Source organism: Polaribacter reichenbachii, assembly GCF_001975665.1.
GTDB lineage: Bacteria > Bacteroidota > Bacteroidia > Flavobacteriales > Flavobacteriaceae > Polaribacter > Polaribacter reichenbachii.
In genome coordinates this window covers 1,844,663-1,867,416 of record NZ_CP019419.1, presented here as the reverse complement: position 1 = coordinate 1,867,416, position 22,754 = coordinate 1,844,663, and the positions used below count along the sequence as shown (strand labels likewise).

Below are 22,754 nucleotides of genomic sequence, written 5' to 3'. Positions count from 1 at the left end.
AATAAAACTACACAATGAACAAGAAGGTTATCTTAATGATTTTAGATGGTTGGGGAATTACACAAGACCCAAAAGTATCTGCCATATACAACGCAAAAACGCCATATATCAATTCTTTATATGACAAATATCCAAATGCTCAATTAAGAACAGATGGTGAACACGTTGGTTTACCTGAAGGACAAATGGGTAATTCAGAAGTTGGTCATATGAATTTAGGTGCTGGTAGAATTGTATATCAGAATTTAGCTAGAATTAACAAAGCTGTAAAAGAAAAAACGTTAGGTAAAGAAAAAGTATTGTTAGATACTTTTAAGTATGCCAAAGAAAATAACAAAAATGTTCATTTATTAGGCTTGGTTTCTAACGGAGGTATTCACGCACACATAGATCATTTAAAAGGGTTATTAGATGTTGCAAAAGAAAATGATGTTACCAATGTTTTCTTACACGCTTTTACAGATGGTAGAGATTGTGATCCAAAATCTGGTACGTATTTTATTAATGATGTACAAGAATATATGACAAAAAGTGTCGGTGAATTAGCATCAATTACAGGTCGTTATTATGCCATGGATAGAGATAATAGATGGGAACGTATTAAAGAAACTTACGATGGCCTTGTAAATGGTATAGGTACAAAAACTACAGATGCAATTGCAACTTTAAATGCAAATTATGAAGCTGGTTTAACTGATGAATTTCACAAACCAATCATAATTACAAACGAAGATGGTTCTCCAAAAGCACAAATAAAAGAAGGTGATGCTGTAATTTTCTTTAACTACAGAACAGATAGAGGTAGAGAATTAACAAACGTTTTAAGTCAGAATGATTTCCCAGAATTCGGAATGAAAAAATTAGACTTATACTTTACAACAATCACAATGTATGATTCTTCTTTTAAAGGAATTAATGTGATTTATAATAACGACAACATCAAAAATACTTTAGGAGAAGTATTATCTAAAGCCGGTAAAAAACAAATCAGAATTGCTGAAACTGAGAAATATCCTCACGTAACTTTTTTCTTTTCTGGAGGTCAAGAAGAACCTTTTGAAGGTGAATCTCGAATTTTAAGAAATTCGCCAAAAGTAGCAACTTACGATTTAAAGCCAGAAATGTCTGCTTACGAATTAAAAGATGCGCTTTGCGAAGATTTAGAAAAAGGAGAAGCTGATTTTGTTTGTTTAAATTTTGCAAATGGAGATATGGTTGGGCATACAGGAATTATGGAAGCAGCTATTAAAGCTTGTGAAACTGTAGATATTTGTGCCAAAGAAGTTATAGAAACTGGTTTAGCAAATGGTTATTCTACTTTATTAATTGCAGATCATGGAAACTGCGAAACAATGATGAATCCTGATGGATCTCCTCATACAGCACACACAACAAATCCGGTTCCTTTTATTTTAATTGATGATGAAATAAAATCAATTAAAAGCGGAATTTTAGGTGATATAGCACCAACTATTTTAGATTTAATGGGCGTAGAACAACCAGAAGAAATGACACAAAAATCACTTTTATAATGCTAAAGAAAATCATATTTATATTTTTAACTACTCTTGTTTTTGCTTGTAACTCAAGTAAATCTACTGTAGAAAACAAAGAAACAGAAGTAGCTAAAAAAGTTGTAAAAGCTAAAGAATATATTAAGGTAAAAGCTGAAAAAGCAAGTGCTACTAAAAACGATAGAGGTTATTTAATTGGTTTTGCTGATAAAAATTCTTTTGCAGATGCTTCTTATAAATCTTGGTTTAACAGCAGATATAGTGAGTATAATACCAACAAAGAAATCATAGAAAAACTAAAACCTATTATTAATGATTTTACCATTAAAGGTTTTATGGGTACTTGGTGTGGAGACAGTAAAAGAGAAACGCCGCGTTTTTATAAAATACTAGAAGAAACTGGTTTTGATTTAAATTATTTTGAACTTGTTACAGTAGGTAGAAACAAAAAAACACCCGATAATTTACAAGAAGGTTACAACATAATTAGAGTACCAACTTTTATTTTTTATAAAGAGGGTAAAGAGGTAGGACGTTATGTAGAATATCCAAGAGAAAATCTTGAAAAAGACATTTTAAAAATAGTTACAGGAGCACCTTATAAACATTCTTACGATAAGAGCGAATAAGTTCTATTTTTAGTCAATAATTTTCTAACACGAATTTCATAGATCAACAAAAATCTTCGAAATTCGTGTTTTGTTTTTTAAGAATAAATTGCTTTTTTACTTGGGTTACATCAGCATATAATTATCAATAATTGTAGTAACTTTGCAATTCAATTTTTATAGAATGATTCATATTAAAACCAGAGAAGAAATAGAAATTATGCGCGAAAGTGCATTAATAGTTTCTAAAACTTTAGGAATGTTAGCCAAAGAAGTAAAACCTGGCGTAACTACTTTATATTTAGATAAACTTGCAGAAGATTTTATTAGAGAACAAGGTGCAATTCCTGGTTTTTTAGGTCTTTACGATTTTCCGAATACACTTTGTATGAGTCCTAATTCTCAAGTTGTACACGGTTTTCCAACGAACGAACCTTTAAAAGAAGGCGATATTATCTCTATAGATTGTGGTGCTTTAAAAAATGGTTTTTATGGTGACCATGCATTTACTTTTGCTGTTGGCGAAATTGATGCTGAAACTAAAAAATTATTAGAAGTTACCAAAGAGAGTTTATACGTTGGTATTAGAGAATTTAAAGTTGGCAAAAGAGTTGGAGATGTTGGTTATGCTATACAGAATTTTACTGAGAAACACGGTTATGGAGTAGTTAGAGAATTGGTTGGCCATGGCTTAGGTAGAAAAATGCACGAAGACCCAGAGATGCCAAATTATGGTAGAAGAGGAAGAGGAAAAAAATTTGTAGAAGGTATGGTTGTAGCCATTGAACCTATGACAAATATGGGAACTCACAAAATAAGACAGCATTCTGATGGTTGGACAATTACAACTTTAGATAACAAACCTTCTGCTCATTTTGAACACGATGTTGCTATTGTAAACGGAAAACCAGAACTACTTTCTACTTTTAAATATATAAATGAAGCTTTAGGAATTGTTACTGATGAGGAGGATGAGTTTCGTCAATAGTCTTTATTTCACAGAGACTAACAGAGATTTATTTAGACACTAATTTCTCTAATTTCACAAAAACAAAATGAATACTTTAATTTACAAGCAAGAATCTTATAATATAATTGGTGCTTGTATGGAAGTTCATAAAGAACTAGGCAAAGGGTTTTCAGAAATTGTTTATGGTGATGCTTTAGAAATTGAACTTAAAAATCAAAACATAAAGTTTAAAAGAGAAGTAAAATTTAATATTACTTTATTACCTCATTTTTATGTTGCTGATTTTATTATTAATGATAAAATAATTCTAGAAATCAAAGCAATTGTATCTCTTACCAAAAGTCTTATAAAACAAACTCTAAATTATTTAGCAGCTTCTAAAATAAAATTAGGATTACTAGTTAATTTCGGAGAAGATAGTTTAACCTACAAAAGTATTCTTTTGTAAAATTTGTGTAATTCGTGTCTATATTCAAAAAAATCCTAAATACAATTCCAAGACCTTGGCTAATAAAAGTTAGCTATTGGGTTAGGCCAATAATTGCACTTTCTTTAAAAGGAGATAAATTTACAGATCCTATAGATGGTAAATCGTTTCGTAAATTTTTACCATATGGTTATGGTAAACAGCGAGAAAATGCACTTTCTCCATCAACTTTATCATTAGAAAGACATCGATTAATGTGGTTGTTTTTGAAGGAAGAAACCAACTTTTTTACATCAACCAAAAAATTAAAAATCTTACATATTGCTCCAGAACAATGTTTTTTAGATTTGTTTAGAAAACAGAAAAACCTAGATTATATTACTTCTGATTTAGAAAGCCCTATTGCAGATGTTAAAGCAGATATTTGCGATTTACCTTTTAAAGACAATGAATTTGATGTTGTTTTTTGCAATCATGTTTTAGAGCACATACCAGATGATAAAAAAGCAATGCAAGAATTGTTTAGAGTCTTAAAAAAAGGCGGATTTGGAATTTTTCAAATTCCGCAAGATTTATCTAGAGCCACAACTTTTGAAGATGATTCTATTACCGACAAAAAAGAACGCGCTAAAATTTTTGGCCAATATGATCACGTAAGAGTTTACGGAAAAGATTATTTTGATAGATTACGTTCTGTAGGTTTTAAGGTTGATGAAATTGATTATACCCAAAAAATATCCGCAGAAAAGGTAACCCAATTTTGTTTAATGAAAGGAGAAATATTACCTGTTTGCTATAAATTAGATTAATTATTATTCAGTAAAACTTCTTAAAAAATCGACCATTTTTTCTAAGCTCTCTTTTCCTAGAACAATTATGCCGTCTTTAGTAATTTGATACTTACCGTTTTCTAATTTGCTTACTACAGAATTTCCAGTATATTTTCCTCCTTCGTCTTTGGCAGTACTTACTTTTGTTCCATTTTGGTTAACCCATAAAACTTCTGTGCCTTTATACGCTTGATATTTATTATTATGAAAACCACCTATATATTGATAACCTGAACTTGCATTTATAAACTTACCATCTATAGAACATAAAAAACCTTTTAAATTATAATCTTCTATGCCATATAATGGATGAATTCCGCCGCCTAAATGACCTCCAAAATTATACCATTCTTTATCAATTTTAACCTGTTCGTCTTTATTGTATTTTCTAATAGCTTCAAACTTTTCTAATCTTTTTAAAAGGTTTTCTAGGTTTGCAACCTTAATCATTTTTTTAACGTTAAGATCGTATACAAAAGCGCTATGTGTATTGTTTGGGTAAGTAACTAATCTACCATTTCCTCTTGGCAACATCACTTTACCATAGTGTGTAGAAAGTGTATTAAAATCAGAAATACTAGGCAATTGAAAACTAACATGATTATTAGTATTATAACTAAATAATTTTGTAGGATTAATGGCTTTATTTTTAAATATTACAAAACCATCAAAAGAAATAGCATCTTCATACTCATTAGCTTTTAGAAGCACTTCTCCTTTATCATTTAACAAACCAAAATAACCATCATTTGTATATAAAGCTACATTGTTTTTATTGAACTTGTATATACTATCAGCCTTAAAAGACAATTCATTAGACTTGTTTACCCAAACCGTTTTTAAAGAGTCTATTCTTCGTAATTCTTTCTCTTTTTTAATACGGTCTGCTTCTATTTTTTCTAATTTGGCATTTATACTATCTATATTCTCTAGTATAAAAACATAATTATCTGAGTTATTTATAAAATCTTCTGAGTTTTTATTTTTACCATTGTTTAAATCAAAATACTGTTTAGAATAATATTTTGCTTTTTCTAAAAATGCTAATTGTTCTTTTAAAGTAGGTTGTTTGTGATAGGTTTCAAAATATACAGATGCACCTAAAGATGCTATTTTTTTATCTGAAATAGTGTCTGTATATTTCATTGCTTTTTGAAACATGGTAAGTGCTGTTTCAAAATCAATACTTTCTGTTAAAACTTCGTTTGCTTTTCTAATGTACACATTTGCAATATCTTTATTCGTTTGTGCTTCAGTTACACCAAATGCTAATAAACATACAACAATAACAATCTTTTTCATAAATAAACGCTTTTTCTATTTTTTTGCAATATATGCAATTTAATAAAAAAAGCTGATATTCAGTCCTTAAAACTTACCCATACTCTTTCTTCTAAGGGCATATCTTAACTTTTTAAGATCACTTTTTGCGTGAGTATACAATTCTAAGTTATCTTCATAATCATTAGAATGTTTATTTTTTGCAAGTGCAAAATACTGTTGAGAGTATTTATTAGATATTTCTAAAAATTTAATTTGTCTTTGAATGGTTCTCTGTGTATGATGAATTTCGTAATAAGATCTTGCACCTAAGCTTGCTACATTTTTATCTGTAATAACATCCATATACTCCATAGCTTTGTTAAAATTGATTAGCGCTTCTGCATAATCTATACTTTTTTCTATGGCTGCATTTGCCTTTCTAATATATGAGTAAGCTATTTTTTTGTTTGATTGAGCATTTATTTGCAGTGTACCGCAAACACAAATAATTAAAATGAATAATAGTTGTTTAAAGTTTATTTTTTTTGAACGCATAAAAAGTTAACGATTTAAATAATTAACGACTTGGATTATAATTTAGTATGTTGAAAATTCTAGTAAAGAACCATCTGTATCTGCATAAATTAAAATGACTTTAATTTCAGGATGTTTCTCTAAGAATTCTTTTGTCTTTTCTAAGCCCATAGCCATAAAAGCAGTTGCATAAGCATCTACATCTGCACAATCTGATGCTGCAATTACAGAAGCACTTAATAAATTACTTTCTGTAGCTAGACCTGTTTTAGGATTTATAGTATGTACATATTTTTTTCCATCTTCTGTAATTCTAAACTTTCTATAATTACCAGAAGTTGCCATAGATTTATCAGAAAGATTTATCACTTTAAAGCCATCATTATCATCTGCTTTTACAGGGTTTACCAATTTAATAACCCAAGGCTCACTGTTATTTTTTAATCCTTTTGCTCTTATTTCTCCACCAATTTCTATAAGGTAACTATTTATTTGCTTAGCATCAAAGAAACGAGATACAATATCTATTCCAAAACCTTTAGCAATAGAATTAAAATCTAAATATACCTGCGGATTTTCTTTTACTATTGCACCATTTTTTAAAACAACCTTATCTAAACCAACAAACTGCATACTACTATCTATTTCTTGATTTGTTAGATTTACCTTTTCTTTTTTAGGTCCAAAACCATAAGCATTTACCAAATTACCCACTGTTGGATCAAAAAAACCGTTAGTTTCTTTATGAATTTTTTTAGATTTTTTAAATACCTCAGCAAAAATATCATCAATAATAATATTCTCTTCGCCTTTATTTACTTTGGATATATCTGAAGTCGGAATATAAGTTGATACAGAATTATTAATTATTAAAAACAAACTATCTAAAGATTTTTGATAATTTTTAGATGCATTTAAATAAGTAATTTTATAAGTGGTACCAAATACGCCTCCTTTTAAAACATAATCTTGTTTTTTAATCTCTTTTTTACAAGCAGTAAAAAGTAATAAAGCTAAAAAAAATAATACCCTTTGTACAACTTTCATAAATCTGTTTATTCTTATTTGCAAAAATAGTATATAAAATTTTCACAAAATCGTATTTATTCTACTAATTATCTACCGTTTTTGTTAAATTTGTAGTTGAATTTAATTTTTTAAATGATGAAAAAAATAACAGCATTATTAATATTGTCTGTAATCTTAGTAAGTTCTTGTGTATCGAAAAAACAGTATGCGCAATTAGAATCTACTCACGCAAAAACTAAAGATGAATTGTTAAAAGTTGAAACAACTTTACAAAAATGTTTGATAGATCAAGAAAAGCAAAACACGCAAGTATCTTCGCTTACAGAACAAGTATCTTCTTTAAAGGAAGACAAAAAAAACGCTTTAAAACAAGTTGAAAACTTAACAGTATTATCTAAATCATCTTCTGATGGTATAAACCAAGTAATTGCTCAATTAAGCGAAAAAGACAAATACATTAACGGTATTAGAAGAGCAATGACGCAAAAAGATTCTTTAAATCTTGCTATTAAATTTCACTTAACTAAAAATTTAACAGATGGTATACAAGATGAAGATATTACTGTAAATGTTGAAAAAACAGTAGTATTTATTTCTATATCTGATAAGCTTTTATTTAAAAGTGGTAGTTATAATGTAACTGACAAGGCTTATACAGTTTTAGAGAAAATTGCTAAAGTTATTAAAGGACAGCCAGAAATGGAAGTAATGATTGAAGGTCATACAGATTCTACACCAATTAAGAGAAACATTATTCAAGATAACTGGGATTTATCTGCTTTAAGAGCAACTTCTATTACACGTATTTTACAATATAAATACGGAGTACAACCACAAAGGTTAATTGCAGCTGGTAGAAGTCAGTACATTCCTTTAGTAGAAAATGACTCTAAAGAAAACAAAGCAAAAAACAGAAGAACAAAAATTATTATTATGCCTAAATTAAATCAATTTTTTGAATTGTTAGAGCAAGATGCAGAGTAATTTTATTCTTTAAAATGATATTTAAAACCAACTTGAAAGAGTTGGTTTTTTTGTTTGTAAAAGTTAAATCTTAAAATATTTAGATTCTTTTAACTTTTAATTTGCATAAAAAAATAGACGTATAGTATATTATTGTTAAACAACTACTGATTTATATCTGTAATAATTACTATGAGCATTAAAAACAAAAGACAAAAGCAAGCTAAATTACTACGAATATTTAGAAAAATTCACAGAAAAACAGGGGCTTTTCTATTCCTGTTTTTCTTTTTCATATCAGTTTCTGGACTTTTATTAGGTTGGAAAAAACACAGCAATGGACTTATTTTATCTAAATCTTATACAGGCACATCAACCAATCTTAAAAACTGGTTACCAATAGATAGTTTACATAAAAACGCTTGTAAAATTTTACACGATTCAGTATCTCCTAAACTCTCATCAAAAATAGATCGAATAGATATCAGAAAAAATAAAGGTATGGTAAAATTCGTTTTTGAAGACCATTATTGGAGTATTCAACTTGATGGTGCAACAGGAAAATTATTACATATTGGGCAAAGAAGATCTGATTTTATTGAAAACATACACGATGGATCTATACTTGACAAGTACTTTGAAACGTCAGATGGACAAATAAAACTAATATATACGTCTATAATGGGTTTTGCGCTAATAAGTTTTACGATTACCGGTTTTTGGCTTTGGTATGGACCTAAACGAATGCGAAAAAAACAACCATTAAAAGTATTGAGTAACTACAAATGAATAATAATCTATTCCAAAACCTTTAAAAAATCTTCAAAAGCAACATAGTAAGGTTGGTCTTTAAAAACAGGACTTTCAACACTTTCTGCATTTGCAATTCCTACACCTGCAAACCAAACTTTTGCATTTTGTTTTTTTGCATGATTTATAAAAGTTTCCATCCAAAAGGTATCGTATTCATTTGGGTTCTGTAAGTTATCAGTAGCTTTTACTAAAACAAAAATAGTTGGTTCACCTTTTTTAAATAACACAAACTGAGGATGTCTTTTTAATTGACTATTAATTGCTTGAAACTCATACCCCATTTTCGTAAGCTTTTCACCTACAATATTCATCGCCAAATTATGCAATTCTTGTGCTGTTAAAATCTGCATTATTTCTTCTTATTTCGTCTATTATAATTTTTATCACCTCTTGTTTTAGGCTTCTTATATTTCTTTGCAATTTCTCTTCTATAAGAACCTCCTAAATTTACTTTGCTGTTCTTTTCGCTCTTTTCGTGAAAAGCTGGCCCAGGCACATATTCTTGTCCTGTTCTGTTTTTAGATTGTTCTCTATCTTCTCTTGGGCGTTCATCTTCTGTTAATAGCTTAGAGATTTCAACTTCTTCTGGAATTTCTAAAACAGGGATTTTATAATCCATTAAAGTTTCTATTTCTTCTTTTGGTTTTTGCTCTTTTTCTGTGGATAGTAGAATGGTTTTACCCGCTTTTTCTGCTCTACCAGTTCTACCAATTCTATGCATATAGTTTTCAGGGAAATCTGGCGTATCAAAATTAATAACGTGACTCACATTATCAAAATCTAAACCACGAGCCATAACATCTGTAGCTACTAAAATTCGGTTGTTACCTTCATCAAACTGACGAATAGAACGTATTCTATAATTCTGTGTTTTATTAGAATGTATTACACAGGTTTCGCTACCAAAAACTTCTTCTAAATGTTTAAATAAATAATCTGCAGTTCTTTTAAAACCAACAAAAATTAAAACTTTATGATAAGTTTGTTTATCACTTAAAAGATGATTTAACAGGTTTACTTTTGTAAAAAAGTTAGGAATATTATAAGAAACCTGCTTTATATTATCTAATGGAGTTCCACTAACTGCAATAGATATTTTCTGCGGATTTTTAAAAAAATCATAAATTAATGCATCAACATCTTCAGTCATTGTTGCAGAAAACAGTACGTTTTGTCTTCTTTCTGGTAAAATGTCAAAAATATTCATCAACTGAAAACGAAAACCTAAATCTAACATAACATCAACTTCGTCTATAACCAATTTCTGAATCGATTTTAGTTTCAAAGCGTTACTTAAACCTAAATCATATAAACGTCCAGGTGTTGCAACAATAATATCTTGCCCTTGCAAAATGGCTTGTTTTTGAGTATTGATATTTGCACCTCCATAAACACCTAAAACCCTTGTATTAATATATTTTGATAGTTTTTCTATCTCATCTACAACCTGCAAAACCAATTCACGAGTGGGTACTAAAACCAAAACTCTTGGGTGCAGTTGTTTCGAAAATTTTAAATCGCGTAAAATTGGCATCATATACGCAAAGGTTTTTCCTGTACCGGTTTGCGCAATTCCTACAACATCTTTACCAGATCTTACTACAGAAAATGCTTGCTCTTGAATTGGAGTTGGGGTTGTAAAACCCAAATCGTCAATAGCATATTGTAACTGATTTGATAAGTCTAAATCTTGGAAAGTCATTTTGTATATTTTCTGCAAAGATACAGATTATAAAGATGACATCTTTTGATTTTATACGCTTGAATATTCTTAATTTTGTTGATGAAAATCGACCTAAATAATGATTACAGATACGCATACCCATTTATATTCAGAGCAATTTAACGAAGACAGAAAAGCAATGATTCAACGTGCAAAAGACGCTGGTGTTACTCGTTTTTTTATTCCTGCAATAGATTCTAATTATACAGACAAAATGCTAACTTTAGAAAAAGAAAATCCGGATTCTGTTTTTTTAATGATGGGTTTGCACCCAACATCTGTAAAAGAAAACTACAAAGAAGAATTAGCACACGTAAAAAAATGGATCGATCAAAAACAATTCTATGCCATTGGCGAAATTGGTATGGATTTGTATTGGGATAAAACTTTTTTAACACAGCAACAAGAGGCTTTTAGAACGCAAATTCAGTGGGCAAAAGAAAAGAAAATGCCTATAAATATACATTGTAGAAATGCTTTTGATGAAGTTTTTGAAGTGCTAGAATCAGAAAAAAGTGATGATTTAAGAGGAATTTTTCATTGTTTTACTGGCACATTAGAGCAAGCTCAACAAGCCATTTCTTACAATATGAAATTAGGAATTGGTGGTGTTGCAACTTTTAAAAATGGTAAAATTGATAAGTTTTTAAACCAAATTGATATTAAACACATTGTTTTAGAAACAGACGCACCTTATTTGGCTCCTACTCCATTTAGAGGAAAAAGAAATGAGTCTGCTTACCTAACCAATGTTGTTGATAAATTGGTAGATATTTACGGAATTTCTTACCAAGAAATTGCAGAAATTACAACTCAAAATTCTAAAGACGTTTTTGGAATTTAATGCAAGAAAAACAAACCACATACTACAAAACACCTATTGGTATTGCTGAAATTATTGGTGATGAAAATGGAATTCAATCTATTAAAGTTTTAGATGATAATTCTATTTCTGTAGAGCTTTTAAAAACAGAAATTCCTGAGGTTTTGCAAGATTGTGTTACACAACTAGAAGAATATTTTAAAGGAGAAAGAGCCAGTTTTAACTTAACAGTAAATCCTAAAGGAACTCCTTTTCAGAAAAAAGTTTGGAAAGCTTTATTAGATATTCCTTATGGAAAAACAAGAACCTATTTACAACAAAGTAAATTTTTAGGCGATGTAAAAGCCATAAGAGCTGTTGCTACTGCTAATGGTAAAAACCCACTTTGGATAGTAATTCCTTGTCATAGAGTAATTGGTTCTGATGGTTCTTTAACTGGTTACGCAGACGGAATTTGGCGTAAAAAATGGTTGTTGGCTCACGAAAATCCTGTAAAACAACAATCTCTTTTTTAATTTTATTTTCTTAAAACATAAAAACATATTTTTACGTTAGCTTCTTATAGTTTCTATGTTTAAAAAAATATTCTTTATTGTATTACTTTTCTTTGGATTAGCCATTCAGAGTCAAACTAAATCTACAGATTATAGAAAAAAAATTATTGAGCTAAAAAAAGACACCATTCAATTAGATTCTGTTGCTTTAAATCCACAGGAATTTAAAATTTTCGATGCCAAAACAAAATTGATTTCAGCTTCTAATTACAGCATCAATTTTAGCAAAGCAATCTTAATTATCGACTCTAAAAAATTCAAAAAAATTACCGTTGAATATTTTAGGTTACCCGATTTTGTGACTAAAATTTATACTCCTTTTGATGAAAAACTCATCTTACAAAACAACACAAATCAAGGTAAATTATATAGCTTAACGACCAACAAAAAAAAATCTGATGTTAAACTTTTTGATGGTTTAAAAACCAGAGGATTTATTACAAGAGGCTTAACTTCTGGTAACAATCAAAATGCGGTAACAAATTCTGCTCTCGATTTAGAAATATCAGGAAAACTATCTAAAGACGTCACTTTAAGAGCTAATATTTTTGATACCAACATTCCTGTTCAGAACAATGGGGTTTCGCAAAACTTAACCGATTTTGATCGTATTTTTATAGAAATGTTTACTGATAATTGGCGAGTTAGAGCTGGAGATTTATCACTTAAAAATACAGAAACCTTCTTCTTTCCGTTTGCAAAACAAGTTTCTGGTTTAGAAGTTGAAGCTAATGTAAATGAGAATTTAAAAGTAGCTGCTTCTGGTGCAGTTGTAAGAGGTAAATTCAATACTTTTAATTTTACAGGAGTAGAAGGCAATCAAGGGCCTTATAAAATTTATGGTGCAAATAACGAATCTGTAATTTTAATGATTGAAGGTTCTGAACAAGTTTACGTAAATGGTTCTTTAATTAAAAGAGGCGAAAATGAAGATTATACCATCAATTATAATTTAGGCGAAATTACGTTTAACACTACATATCCTATTACAAATGATATGCGTATTTGGATTGATTTTCAGTATGCAGAAAGAAATTACACACGTTTTATTACTTATGATAAAGCAGAATATGAAGGAGAAAAATTTAGTATTGCTGGTTATTTCTATTCAGAAAATGATGCAAAAAATCAACCTTTACAACAGAGTTTATCTACCCAACAAAAAGAAATTTTAGCCAATGCTGGTAATAATGAAGCTGTAATGTTTTCTGAAAGTGCTTTTTTAGATGTGTTTGATGAAAATAAAATTCTCTACAAAAAAGTAACCAATGGCACTCAAGAATATTTTGAATATTCTACCAACGAAAATGATGAATTATACACTGTAACTTTTACAAATGTTGGTGCTAATAATGGCGATTATGTTTTAGATGATACTATAGCAACAGGAAGTATTTTTAGTTTTGCTGGTACAAATTTAGGCGATTATAGCCCAATTACAAAGTTGGTTGCCCCTACAAAATCACAATTACTTATTGTAAAATCTGCTTTAAATACAACTAAAAAAACCGCTTTAGAGACTGAAATTGCTATTAGTAATAGAGATGCCAATTTGTTTTCTAGTATAGATGATAATCAAAATATTGCAGCTGCTGCAAAAATTAATTGGGAGCAAATTTTAATTGATAAAAGCTGGAAATTAACGAGTAAAATCAGTCACGAATATGCGCAAGAAAACTTCTATTCTGAGCAAGGTTATGAACCTGTAGAATTTAACAGAGACTGGAACATTTTAAGCAATAATGCTACTAAAAATTATTTTCAATCGGCTTTAAATTTAACCAACAAAAAAGAAGATTACCTCACTTATCAATTTAACAACTTGACGTATAACAATGGCTTTAAAGGAACTAAACACGAATTAAAGTCGAAAATTAAAGCCAGTAAAACTAGTTTTTTTGTTGATGGTAGTTATTTATCAAACACATCTAATTTAGAAGATAATTCTTTTTTTAGAGCCCAAGCCAAAGCAGAACATTCTCTTAAAAAATCTTGGTTGGGTACTTTTATCAATTTTGAAACCAATTCTAGAAAAGACGTAACTAGCAATCAATTTATAAATACTAGTCATCGTTTTAAAGAATATGAAGGTTATTTTGGTGTTGGAGATACCACTAAAATATTTGCAAAAATTGGTTATAATTATAGAAATAACGACAGTATAAAATCGAATCAGTTTACAGAAATTAATAATCGAAAAACAATTTATATTGATAGTAAACTTATCAAAAATAAAAACACCAATTTAAGTGTTTATGCCAATTATAGAATTACAGAAAATAATTTTTCTGACGATGAAAAAGCACTAAACTCAAGAGTAGTTTTTACACAAAAATTGTTTCAAAATTTTATAAATTTAAGTACTGTTTACGAAACTTCTTCAGGTAATGTTGCGAGGCAAGATTATATTTATGTACAAACTGAACCTGGTTTGGGTTTTTATACTTGGATTGATTATAACAACGACGGAATTAAAGATTTTAATGAGTTCGAAATTGCACAATTTCAAGATCAGGCAAATTACTTGCGTTTGCCAAAACCAAATTTAAGTTTTATTGCTACTCAACGTGCAAAATGGAATCAATCTATTACGTTAAACCCAAGAAATTGGGCAACCAAAACAGGTATTAAAAAGTTGATTTCTCACTTTTACAATCTGAGTTATTTATCCGTAGAAAACGAACAAGAAAGAACTGCAAATTCATTTCAATTAAATCCATTTGATTTTAATGAAAACTCTTTAATTGGCTTAAATTTAAACATCAGAAATAGCTTGTTTTACAATAAAGATTTGCAAAAACACAGTATAACTTTCACTTACGGAAACTCAAAACTAAAGCAGCAATATTTTATTGGTAATCAAGAAAATAACATCAACTTACATCAATTAGATTATGCTCATAAATTTGCTGATTTTTGGTTGATAGATTTAATGGTAAAAACATCATTAAACACTCTAGAAACTGAAAACTTTACAAACAGAAACTACGAAATTGATGCTAATGAAATTCAGCCAAAAATTAGCTTTCTATACAATGAAAACAATCGCTTTTCTGCTTTTTATCACTTTAAAAACAAGCAAAATAAATTAGAAGATTTCGAAACTTTACATCAACAAAAATTTGGTGTAGAATATTTTTACATCAGCAAAAAAAAGAATCAAATATCTGCAAATATAAATGTCTTTTTAAATGATTTTACAGGCGATGCAAACACACCTGTTGCCTACCAAATGTTAGAAGGTTTGCAAGCTGGTAAAAATTATACTTGGAGCTTATTATTTAACCGAAAATTAAATTCCTTTTTAAATCTTAATCTGAATTATTTAGGCAGAAAAAGCGAAAACTCGAAAACCATACATACTGGTAGTGTACAATTAAGAGCTACTTTTTAATAATAATGGTATGCTTTTTGATATTTTAGCTTACTTAAAAAATATAAAAAAATCAACCCATGAAAAAAATTACATTTATTATTTTAGTATGTGTAACTACATTTGCAATTGCTCAAGAAAAAGAAAAAAAATACCCTCAAGACATTGACAAAAAAACAGAAATTAAAATCAATGCTTTAACATTAATAGCAGCAAAATGGATTGATGTTTCTTACGAACGCTTGATTGATGAAGAATCTTCTTACGGAGTTGCTGTAACCTTAAGTACAGATGACTATGAAACTGATTTAAAATATGCTTTAACACCTTATTATAGACGTTATTTTTCGGGTAAATTTGCTAGAGGCTTTTTTGTAGAAGGCTTTGGTATGCTCTATTCTGCTAAAGAATATTATTATTACGATTATTATTATGGTTATGAACCCAATTCTGGTAACGAAACAGGGTTTGGTTTAGGAATTTCTGTTGGTGGTAAATTTGTTTCTAAAAAAGGATTTACTACAGAATTATTTTTAGGAGTTGGTCGAAATTTATCAGAAAATAGTTATGATGATGCTATTGGTAGAGTTGGTATTTCTGTAGGATATAGATTTTAAAACAATAATTATATAAAATAAGTTTAATAATTCAATCGTTAAAAACTTAAATACAAGTTATGAAAAAATCACTTTTAATATTTACCCTTTTCGTAAGCACAATCACTTTTTCTCAAAGAGAGTTTAAATTAGATATTGCTGATGCATTAATTATAAAAAACTTAGATTTTTCTTATGAAAACTATATCAATGAAGAATCTTCTTTTGGTATTTCTGTACAATTTAATCTAGAAAAACAAGAAGTAGATTTTAGATATAATGAGAATATGATGATTACTCCTTATTATCGTCATTACTTTACAACTGATTATAATTGGAACTTTTTTGGTGAAGGTTTCTTCGGAATTAATTCAGGTAAAAAAGAATCTATAAAAGACTCTGATATTTATGATATTGAATATACTGATGGCGCTTTAGGTATTGCAGTAGGTACAAAGTACATTTCAAACGGAGGGTTTGTTGTTGATTTATATGGAGGTTTAGGGCGTAATCTATTTGGATCTGAATCACCTGTAATTGTGCCAAGAGTTGGATTAAATATTGGTTGGAGGTTTTAATTCAGTTAGCAGTTAGTAGTTAGTAGTTAGTAGTTAGTAGTTAGTAGTTAGTAGTTAGTAGTTAGTAGTTAGTAGTTAGTAGTTAGTAGTTAGTAGTTAGTAAAAAAATAAAAATCCTCATCAAAATAAAAATTGATGAGGATTTCTTTTTAAAAAATATTTAATTTAGAAGCTATGCTTCCATCTTTTTAAGCCAAGTTTTTACATCAACCTCAGCTTTTATAATCTCTTTTAAATCCGAAATTTTAACTCTTTTCTGCTCCATAGTATCTCTATGTCTTATGGTAACAGAATTGTCTTCTAAAGAATCGTGATCTACAGTAATACAAAAAGGGGTTCCTGCTGCATCTTGTCTTCTATAACGTTTACCAACTGCATCTTTTTCATCATAAAAAACATTAAAGTCCCATTTTAAATCTTCCATAATTTGCTTAGCAACTTCAGGTAAACCGTCTTTTTTAACCAATGGTAAAACTGCTGCTTTAAATGGCGCTAGAACTGCTGGTAATTTTAAAACCGTTCTTGTTGTTCCGTTTTCTAACGCTTCTTCTTGTAAAGAGTTAGAGAAAACCGCTAAAAACATTCTATCTAAACCAATAGAAGTTTCTACAACATAGGGTACATAACTTTTGTTTTCTGTATGATCGAAATATTGTAATTTCTTTCCAGAATACTCTTCATGTGCTTTTAAATCGAAGTCAGTTCTTGAGTGTATACCTTCTAATTCTTTAAATCCGAAAGGGAAATTAAACTCAATATCTGCTGCTGCATCTGCATAATGTGCTAATTTATCGTGGTCATGAAAACGATAATTTTCTTGGCCCATTCCTAAACTTAAATGCCATTTTAAACGTGTTTGTTTCCAGTTTTCGTACCATTCTTTTTGCGTACCTGGTTTTACAAAAAATTGCATTTCCATTTGTTCAAACTCACGCATTCTAAAAATAAACTGCCTTGCAACAATCTCATTTCTAAAGGCTTTACCTGTTTGTGCAATACCAAAAGGAATTTTCATACGTCCAGTTTTCTGAACGTTTAAAAAGTTTACAAAAATACCTTGTGCTGTTTCTGGTCTTAAATAAACTTGCGTAGAATTTTCTGCAGAAGCACCAATTTTTGTTCCAAACATTAAGTTAAATTGCTTTACCTCTGTCCAGTTTTTAGAACCAGAAACAGGGCAAACAATACCTAAATCTAAAATTAAATTTCTAAACCCTTCTAAATCGCTTTCTTCTTGTACCCGAGTTAATTCTGCAGAAATTTCATCAATTTGTTTTTGACGACGAACTACATTCTGATTCGTAGCTCTAAACTCATCTTCATTAAAATCATCTCCAAAACGTTTTTTTGCTTTGGTTATGTCTTTTTGTATTTTCTGATTTATTTTTTCTCTAAAATCTTCTACTAAAACATCTGCTCTGTAGCGTTTTTTAGAATCTTTATTATCTATTAACGGATCGTTAAAAGCATCGACGTGACCAGAAGCTTTCCATGTAGTTGGGTGCATTAAAATTGCAGCATCAATACCCACAATATTTTCGTGCATTTGCACCATTGCTTTCCACCAATAATCTCTAATATTTTTCTTTAACTCAACTCCATTTTGAGCATAATCGTAAACCGCACTTAATCCATCATAAATTTCAGAAGACTGAAATACATAACCATACTCTTTTGCGTGCGATAAAACTTTTTTAAATTGATCTTCTTGTTTTGCCATAATGAGCGCAAAGATACACGTTTACTGAAATTTTTCAAGAAAAAATCAATCGACTTTTTTACAGTGATAAATAAAAGCTGGCGGAATATTTAAAGGTTCAAATTCTAGTAAAATTTCTTCTTTAAACACCTGTTTTAACTTTTTAAAATAAGACAAACTATACTGATACTGAATAAAAGTTCCGTTCTTTTCTAAAATCTTATAAGATTTAGCCAAAATTTCATTAGAAACAGCATCAGGAATAATTGTAAATGGTAAACTAGAAATTATATAATCTGCTTTGTTAAGATTTAATTTTCTTAACTCTTGTATCATTTTTTCTGCGGATGCTTTTAATACAATTAATTGCGGATGATTAATTTTTAACAACTGATCGTAAAAATTATCATTAATTTCAAAACAAATTAAAATTGCATTTGGCGATAATCTTTCTAAAATATATTTGGTAATTGCTCCATTACCTGAGCCTAATTCTACAATTACATTCGCATTTGTAAAATCTATTTTTTTAAGCATTTTTCTAGATAAAAATCGAGAACTTGGTGTAATTGTGCCCAAAGTTTGCATATTTCTTAAGGCTTCTTTAAAAAATTTTATTTTAGTAGACAACTGATATCTCTAATTTATTAAGTATATTTCTAAAAATTGTTTTGTAAAGATGAGACTTTTAAAAGACTTATTCTATATTTTTTATCCAAAATTATGTGTTGTTTGTGATGAAAACCTGATAGAAAATGAAAATGTATTGTGCACACTTTGCAGACACGATTTATCTCTTACAAATTTTAATAGCTATCAAAACAATAAAATTACACAAGCTTTTTATGGTTCTATTATTATTGAAAAGGCTTATGCTTTGTTATATTATAGAAAAGAAGGCAGTACATTAAATTTAATACATGATCTAAAATACAAAGGCAATGAAGAAATTGGCGTTTTCTTTGGCAATTGGTTGGGCGAAATGCTGAAAGAGAATAATGAATTTAAAAATGTAGATTGTATAATACCTGTACCTTTACATCCGAAGAAATTAAGAGAAAGAGGTTATAATCAAGTAACTAAATTCGGAGAAAGATTGAGTTTTTATCTAAATGTTCCGTTAATAGAAAATGAATTGATCAGAATTTCATCTACCAAAACACAAACCTTTAAGTCTCGTTTTGAACGTTTTATAAATTTAGACACTAAGTTTTCTTTAAAGAATCCTTCTAAATTCAACAACAAACATATTTTATTAATAGATGATGTAATTACAACAGGTGCAACCTTAAAAGCTTGTGCTAAAGAATTTCAGAAATCAAAAAATTGTAGAATAAGCATTTTAACAATGGCATATACAGAATAATTTTTATGATTTTATATTCAAAAAATAATCGTTAATTTGTGTAAAATTTATTTGAGTGAAGACTTTTTACAAATTCCTTTTTTTAACATCAATTTTTATTTTTGCGACAAGCTGTGCTAGAACTGGAAGACCAGAAGGTGGTCCTAAAGATGAAGATGCTCCTTTGTTTATAACTGCAAATCCGCCTTACGAAAGCACTAATTTTGATAAAAAAGAAATTACGATTAAGTTTGATGAGTATGTAAAATTAAAGAATTTAAACGATCAGTTGGTGGTTTCTCCGCCAATGAAAAGTCCGCCATTGATTTCTCCTCAAGGCTCTGCAAGTAAAGAAATTAAGATCGAAATTTTAGACACATTAAAACAAAACACTACTTATATTTTTAATTTTGGTAATGCAGTAGAAGATAATAATGAAGCCAACCCTTTAGAAAATTTTAAATACGTTTTTTCTACTGGTAGTTATATAGATTCTTTAACAACTTCTGGTTTTATTAAAGATTCAAAATTAAAAGAAACACCTAAAAGTGTAAATGTTTTATTATATAAAATAGACACTGCTTTTAATGATTCTATTGTTTACAAAAAGAAACCAAATTACATTACGAGCACTTTAGATACCACTAATTTTAAATTCACTAATTTAAGAGATGGTAAATATTTAATGGTTGCTTTAAAAGAAGAGATTAACGACTATATTTTTAATCCGGCTACAGATAAAATTGGTTTTTATGCAGATACACTTCATTTACCAAAAGATAGTATTATAACTAAACCTATTATTTTATTTCAAGAAGATTTACCTTACGAATTTAAAAGAGGTAAAGAAGTTACCAAAGGTAAAATTGAGTTTGGTTTTGTGGGTGATGCAAAAGATATGAAAGTAAATTTACTCTCTAAAGTACCAGATACTTTTAAAAGTGTTTCTAAATTTAGAATTGATAAAGACACACTAAATTATTGGTTTACTCCTATTGATGTAGATTCTTTAAATTTTACCATTTCTAATAATGAGTTTTTAGATACTTTAACTGTAAAGCTAAGAAAGAAAAAATTAGATTCTTTAGAAATAACTACCACAGTTAGAAATACACTACATTTTAGAGACACCTTTTTTATAACTAGTAACAATCCTATTGTTAAAATAGATACTGCCAAAATTAGCCTTTTTGATAAAGATACAATTGCTGTAAATTATAAAACACTACCTTCTAAAAAAGAGAATAAAATTGCTTTTCTTTTTGATAAAAAACCTGAAGACAAATACAATTTTAAAGCATTACCAGATGCTTTTAACGATGTTTTTGGGATAAAAAACGACACATTAAATTATAACTTTTCTACTAAAGAAATTGAAGATTATGGTAGAATAACAATAAATGTAAATAACGTAAATAACAAAAACTTAATCATAGAAATTCTTTCTGGTTCTAAACAAGAAAACTTAATTGAGCGCAAGCTTATAAGTACTTCTACAAGTGTTGTTTTCGATTTATTAGAACCTGGTAAATATACGGTTAGAGCTATTGTTGATGAAAACAAAAACAACAAATGGGATACAGGTAGTTATCTTAGAAAACGATTAGCAGAAGAAATCATATATCATCCTGAAATAAATAATGCAGACTTAAGGGCCAATTTTTTCTTGGTTGAAAATTTCACAATTGAGTAAAAATAAATGAAAACACCTTTAATTATTGCTCTTATAGTTTTGAGCCTAACATTATGGTTTAAAGCTATATCAGATATTTCTAGAACAAGATTTACGAGTGATAAAAACAAAAAAGTATGGTTTTTTATCATTTTTTTTATTCCGGTTTTCGGAGCTTCTACCTATTTTTTGATGAAAAAAAAGTACATAAAAAAAAGACCTAAATATTAATTTAGGTCTTTTTTTTATGTTTTTATAAGTTTAAAGCTTGTTCTAAATCTGCAAGTAGATCTTCTATATCTTCAATACCTACACTTAAACGAATTACAGCATCTGTAACACCTACTTTTAATCTTTCTTCTTCAGGGATTGAAGCGTGAGACATTGTTACTGGATGATTTACTAAACTTTCTACTCCACCTAAAGATTCTGCCAAAGTAAATATTTTAGTGTTTTCTAAAAATTTAAAAGCAGCTGCTTTACTTTCGTCTTTCAATTTAAAAGAAACCATACCTCCAAAATCTTTCATTTGCTTTTTTGCAATTTCATAATTTGGATGATTTTCTAAACCAGGATAATAAACCTCACCAACTTTTAAATGATTATGTAAAAATTCAGCTACTGCTCTACCATTTTCGCAATGTCTTTGCATTCTAATATGCAAGGTTTTTACACCTCTTAAAGCTAAAAAAGAATCCATAGGACCAGCAATTGCTCCTGCTGCAAATTGTATAAAATGGATTTCTTCTGCTAATTTTGCGTCTTTAACCATTAAAGCTCCCATAACTAAATCTGAGTGACCTCCTAAATATTTTGTAGCAGAATGCATTACAATGTCTGCGCCTAAAGTTAATGGTTGTTGTAAATATGGTGTTGCAAATGTATTATCTACAGCAACTAAAATAGCTGAGTTTATATCTTTTATTGCTGATGTTATTGCTGCAATATCTGCAATTTTCATTAACGGGTTTGTTGGTGTTTCTATCCAAACTAATTTTGTTTTTTGAGTAATTGCATTCGTTACGTTTTCAACAGCATTCATATCTACAAAAGAAAACTCTAAACCATATTTATGAAATAATTGGGTAAACATTCTATATGTACCTCCATATAAATCGTCTCCTGCAACAACCTCATCTCCTGGTTTTAATAATCTTAAAACACAATCTATGGCAGCCATTCCAGATGCAAATGCAAAACCATTTGTACCATTTTCTATAGCTGCAAAACTATTTTCTAATGCAGTTCTTGTTGGGTTAGAACCTCTTGCATAACCATAACCTTTATGCTCTCCAGGACTAGATTGAGCAAAAGTTGATGTTTGAAAAATTGGTGGCATTACTGCTCCAGTTGCTTCTTCGTGTTTCTGACCTCCGTGAATTGTTTTTGTATTAAACTTCATTTCTTACATTTTCTAAAAGTTGGCAAACTAGTTTAGCC

General features: G+C 29.0%; 23 protein-coding genes. 15 read left to right on the top strand and 8 right to left on the bottom strand.

Going from position 1 to position 22,754, the window contains the following annotated elements; all coding sequences use genetic code 11:
- The first annotated feature begins 14 nt into the window (after positions 1 to 14).
- From gpmI to BW723_RS07705, 5 genes are all read left to right on the top strand, one after another.
- A complete protein-coding gene (gene gpmI, locus BW723_RS07725; RefSeq protein ID WP_068356526.1) occupies positions 15 to 1,532 on the top strand; it encodes a 2,3-bisphosphoglycerate-independent phosphoglycerate mutase in 1,518 nt (505 codons plus the stop codon).
- On the top strand, positions 1,532 to 2,143 hold the full coding sequence (locus BW723_RS07720; RefSeq protein ID WP_068356529.1) for a thioredoxin family protein: 612 nt from the start codon (positions 1,532 to 1,534) through the stop codon (positions 2,141 to 2,143). Before gpmI ends, BW723_RS07720 begins: the two co-directional genes overlap by 1 nt.
- A gap of 163 nt (positions 2,144 to 2,306) precedes the next feature.
- Entirely contained in the window at positions 2,307 to 3,110 is an 804-nt protein-coding gene (map, locus tag BW723_RS07715) for a type I methionyl aminopeptidase (protein WP_068356532.1), read from the top strand.
- 67 nt (positions 3,111 to 3,177) lie between these two features.
- Positions 3,178 to 3,540, top strand: coding sequence for a GxxExxY protein (locus BW723_RS07710; RefSeq protein ID WP_068356535.1), 363 nt, complete (start codon positions 3,178 to 3,180; stop codon positions 3,538 to 3,540).
- A gap of 14 nt (positions 3,541 to 3,554) precedes the next feature.
- Positions 3,555 to 4,328 (top strand): methyltransferase domain-containing protein, encoded by a 774-nt coding sequence (locus BW723_RS07705; protein WP_083139543.1) that lies wholly within the window; start codon positions 3,555 to 3,557, stop codon positions 4,326 to 4,328.
- A gap of 3 nt (positions 4,329 to 4,331) precedes the next feature.
- On the opposite strand, the gene BW723_RS07700 is transcribed toward BW723_RS07705, so the two are convergent.
- The 3 genes from BW723_RS07700 to BW723_RS07690 all read right to left on the bottom strand — a co-directional run bounded on the left by BW723_RS07700 (position 4,332) and on the right by BW723_RS07690 (position 7,193).
- Positions 4,332 to 5,651, bottom strand: a complete 1,320-nt coding sequence (locus tag BW723_RS07700) for a hypothetical protein (protein WP_068356538.1) — start codon at positions 5,649 to 5,651, stop codon at positions 4,332 to 4,334.
- 66 nt (positions 5,652 to 5,717) lie between these two features.
- Positions 5,718 to 6,167 (bottom strand): hypothetical protein, encoded by a 450-nt coding sequence (locus tag BW723_RS07695; protein ID WP_068356541.1) that lies wholly within the window; start codon positions 6,165 to 6,167, stop codon positions 5,718 to 5,720.
- Between the two features lie 42 nt (positions 6,168 to 6,209).
- Positions 6,210 to 7,193 (bottom strand): FAD:protein FMN transferase, encoded by a 984-nt coding sequence (locus BW723_RS07690; protein WP_068356544.1) that lies wholly within the window; start codon positions 7,191 to 7,193, stop codon positions 6,210 to 6,212.
- 114 nt (positions 7,194 to 7,307) lie between these two features.
- Between BW723_RS07690 and BW723_RS07685 the strand changes: the two genes are divergently transcribed.
- Positions 7,308 to 8,159: an OmpA/MotB family protein gene (locus BW723_RS07685; protein WP_226789172.1), complete on the top strand. Its 852-nt coding sequence runs from the start codon at positions 7,308 to 7,310 to the stop codon at positions 8,157 to 8,159.
- Between the two features lie 171 nt (positions 8,160 to 8,330).
- Positions 8,331 to 8,927: a PepSY domain-containing protein gene (locus tag BW723_RS07680; RefSeq protein WP_068356550.1), complete on the top strand. Its 597-nt coding sequence runs from the start codon at positions 8,331 to 8,333 to the stop codon at positions 8,925 to 8,927.
- Positions 8,928 to 8,935: 8 nt separating this feature from the next.
- Here the strand turns inward: BW723_RS07680 and BW723_RS07675 are convergent, their stop codons facing one another.
- Positions 8,936 to 9,301, bottom strand: a complete 366-nt coding sequence (locus tag BW723_RS07675) for a Na(+)-translocating NADH-quinone reductase subunit F (protein WP_068356553.1) — start codon at positions 9,299 to 9,301, stop codon at positions 8,936 to 8,938.
- Positions 9,301 to 10,653: a DEAD/DEAH box helicase gene (locus tag BW723_RS07670; RefSeq protein WP_068356555.1), complete on the bottom strand. Its 1,353-nt coding sequence runs from the start codon at positions 10,651 to 10,653 to the stop codon at positions 9,301 to 9,303. The genes BW723_RS07675 and BW723_RS07670 overlap by 1 nt, the downstream gene beginning before the upstream one ends.
- Before the next feature lie 100 nt (positions 10,654 to 10,753).
- Here BW723_RS07670 and BW723_RS07665 point away from each other — a divergent pair, with 100 nt between their 5' ends.
- Genes BW723_RS07665 through BW723_RS07645 form a run of 5 tightly spaced genes read left to right on the top strand, consistent with a single transcriptional unit; the run spans position 10,754 to position 16,598 of the window.
- Positions 10,754 to 11,518 carry a TatD family hydrolase gene (locus BW723_RS07665; protein ID WP_068356559.1) on the top strand — a complete coding sequence of 255 codons (765 nt, stop codon included), beginning with the start codon at positions 10,754 to 10,756 and terminating at the stop codon, positions 11,516 to 11,518.
- Positions 11,518 to 12,012, top strand: a complete 495-nt coding sequence (locus BW723_RS07660) for a methylated-DNA--[protein]-cysteine S-methyltransferase (RefSeq protein WP_068356562.1) — start codon at positions 11,518 to 11,520, stop codon at positions 12,010 to 12,012. The genes BW723_RS07665 and BW723_RS07660 overlap by 1 nt, the downstream gene beginning before the upstream one ends.
- Positions 12,013 to 12,067: 55 nt before the next feature.
- Complete coding sequence (locus tag BW723_RS07655) at positions 12,068 to 15,445, top strand: hypothetical protein (RefSeq protein ID WP_068356565.1); 3,378 nt, start codon at positions 12,068 to 12,070, stop codon at positions 15,443 to 15,445.
- A 59-nt stretch (positions 15,446 to 15,504) separates the two neighbouring features.
- Positions 15,505 to 16,041, top strand: a complete 537-nt coding sequence (locus BW723_RS07650; protein WP_068356567.1) for a DUF3575 domain-containing protein — start codon at positions 15,505 to 15,507, stop codon at positions 16,039 to 16,041.
- A 59-nt stretch (positions 16,042 to 16,100) separates the two neighbouring features.
- On the top strand, positions 16,101 to 16,598 hold the full coding sequence (locus tag BW723_RS07645) for a DUF3575 domain-containing protein (RefSeq protein ID WP_068356570.1): 498 nt from the start codon (positions 16,101 to 16,103) through the stop codon (positions 16,596 to 16,598).
- Between the two features lie 172 nt (positions 16,599 to 16,770).
- Here the strand turns inward: BW723_RS07645 and BW723_RS07640 are convergent, their stop codons facing one another.
- Both BW723_RS07640 and BW723_RS07635 read right to left on the bottom strand, forming a co-directional pair.
- Positions 16,771 to 18,318, bottom strand: coding sequence for a glycine--tRNA ligase (locus BW723_RS07640; protein ID WP_068356573.1), 1,548 nt, complete (start codon positions 18,316 to 18,318; stop codon positions 16,771 to 16,773).
- Between the two features lie 45 nt (positions 18,319 to 18,363).
- Positions 18,364 to 18,834 (bottom strand): class I SAM-dependent methyltransferase, encoded by a 471-nt coding sequence (locus BW723_RS07635; RefSeq protein ID WP_237150089.1) that lies wholly within the window; start codon positions 18,832 to 18,834, stop codon positions 18,364 to 18,366.
- A gap of 142 nt (positions 18,835 to 18,976) precedes the next feature.
- Here BW723_RS07635 and BW723_RS07630 point away from each other — a divergent pair, with 142 nt between their 5' ends.
- Genes BW723_RS07630 through BW723_RS18150 form a run of 3 tightly spaced genes read left to right on the top strand, consistent with a single transcriptional unit; the run spans position 18,977 to position 21,545 of the window.
- Positions 18,977 to 19,663, top strand: a complete 687-nt coding sequence (locus tag BW723_RS07630) for a ComF family protein (RefSeq protein ID WP_068356575.1) — start codon at positions 18,977 to 18,979, stop codon at positions 19,661 to 19,663.
- 55 nt (positions 19,664 to 19,718) lie between these two features.
- Entirely contained in the window at positions 19,719 to 21,335 is a 1,617-nt protein-coding gene (locus BW723_RS07625) for an Ig-like domain-containing protein (protein ID WP_068356578.1), read from the top strand.
- Positions 21,336 to 21,341: 6 nt separating this feature from the next.
- A complete protein-coding gene (locus BW723_RS18150) occupies positions 21,342 to 21,545 on the top strand; it encodes a PLDc N-terminal domain-containing protein (RefSeq protein ID WP_068356581.1) in 204 nt (67 codons plus the stop codon).
- A gap of 22 nt (positions 21,546 to 21,567) precedes the next feature.
- Here the strand turns inward: BW723_RS18150 and BW723_RS07615 are convergent, their stop codons facing one another.
- Entirely contained in the window at positions 21,568 to 22,716 is a 1,149-nt protein-coding gene (locus BW723_RS07615; protein WP_068356584.1) for a cystathionine gamma-synthase, read from the bottom strand.
- Between the last annotated feature and the right edge of the window lie 38 nt (positions 22,717 to 22,754).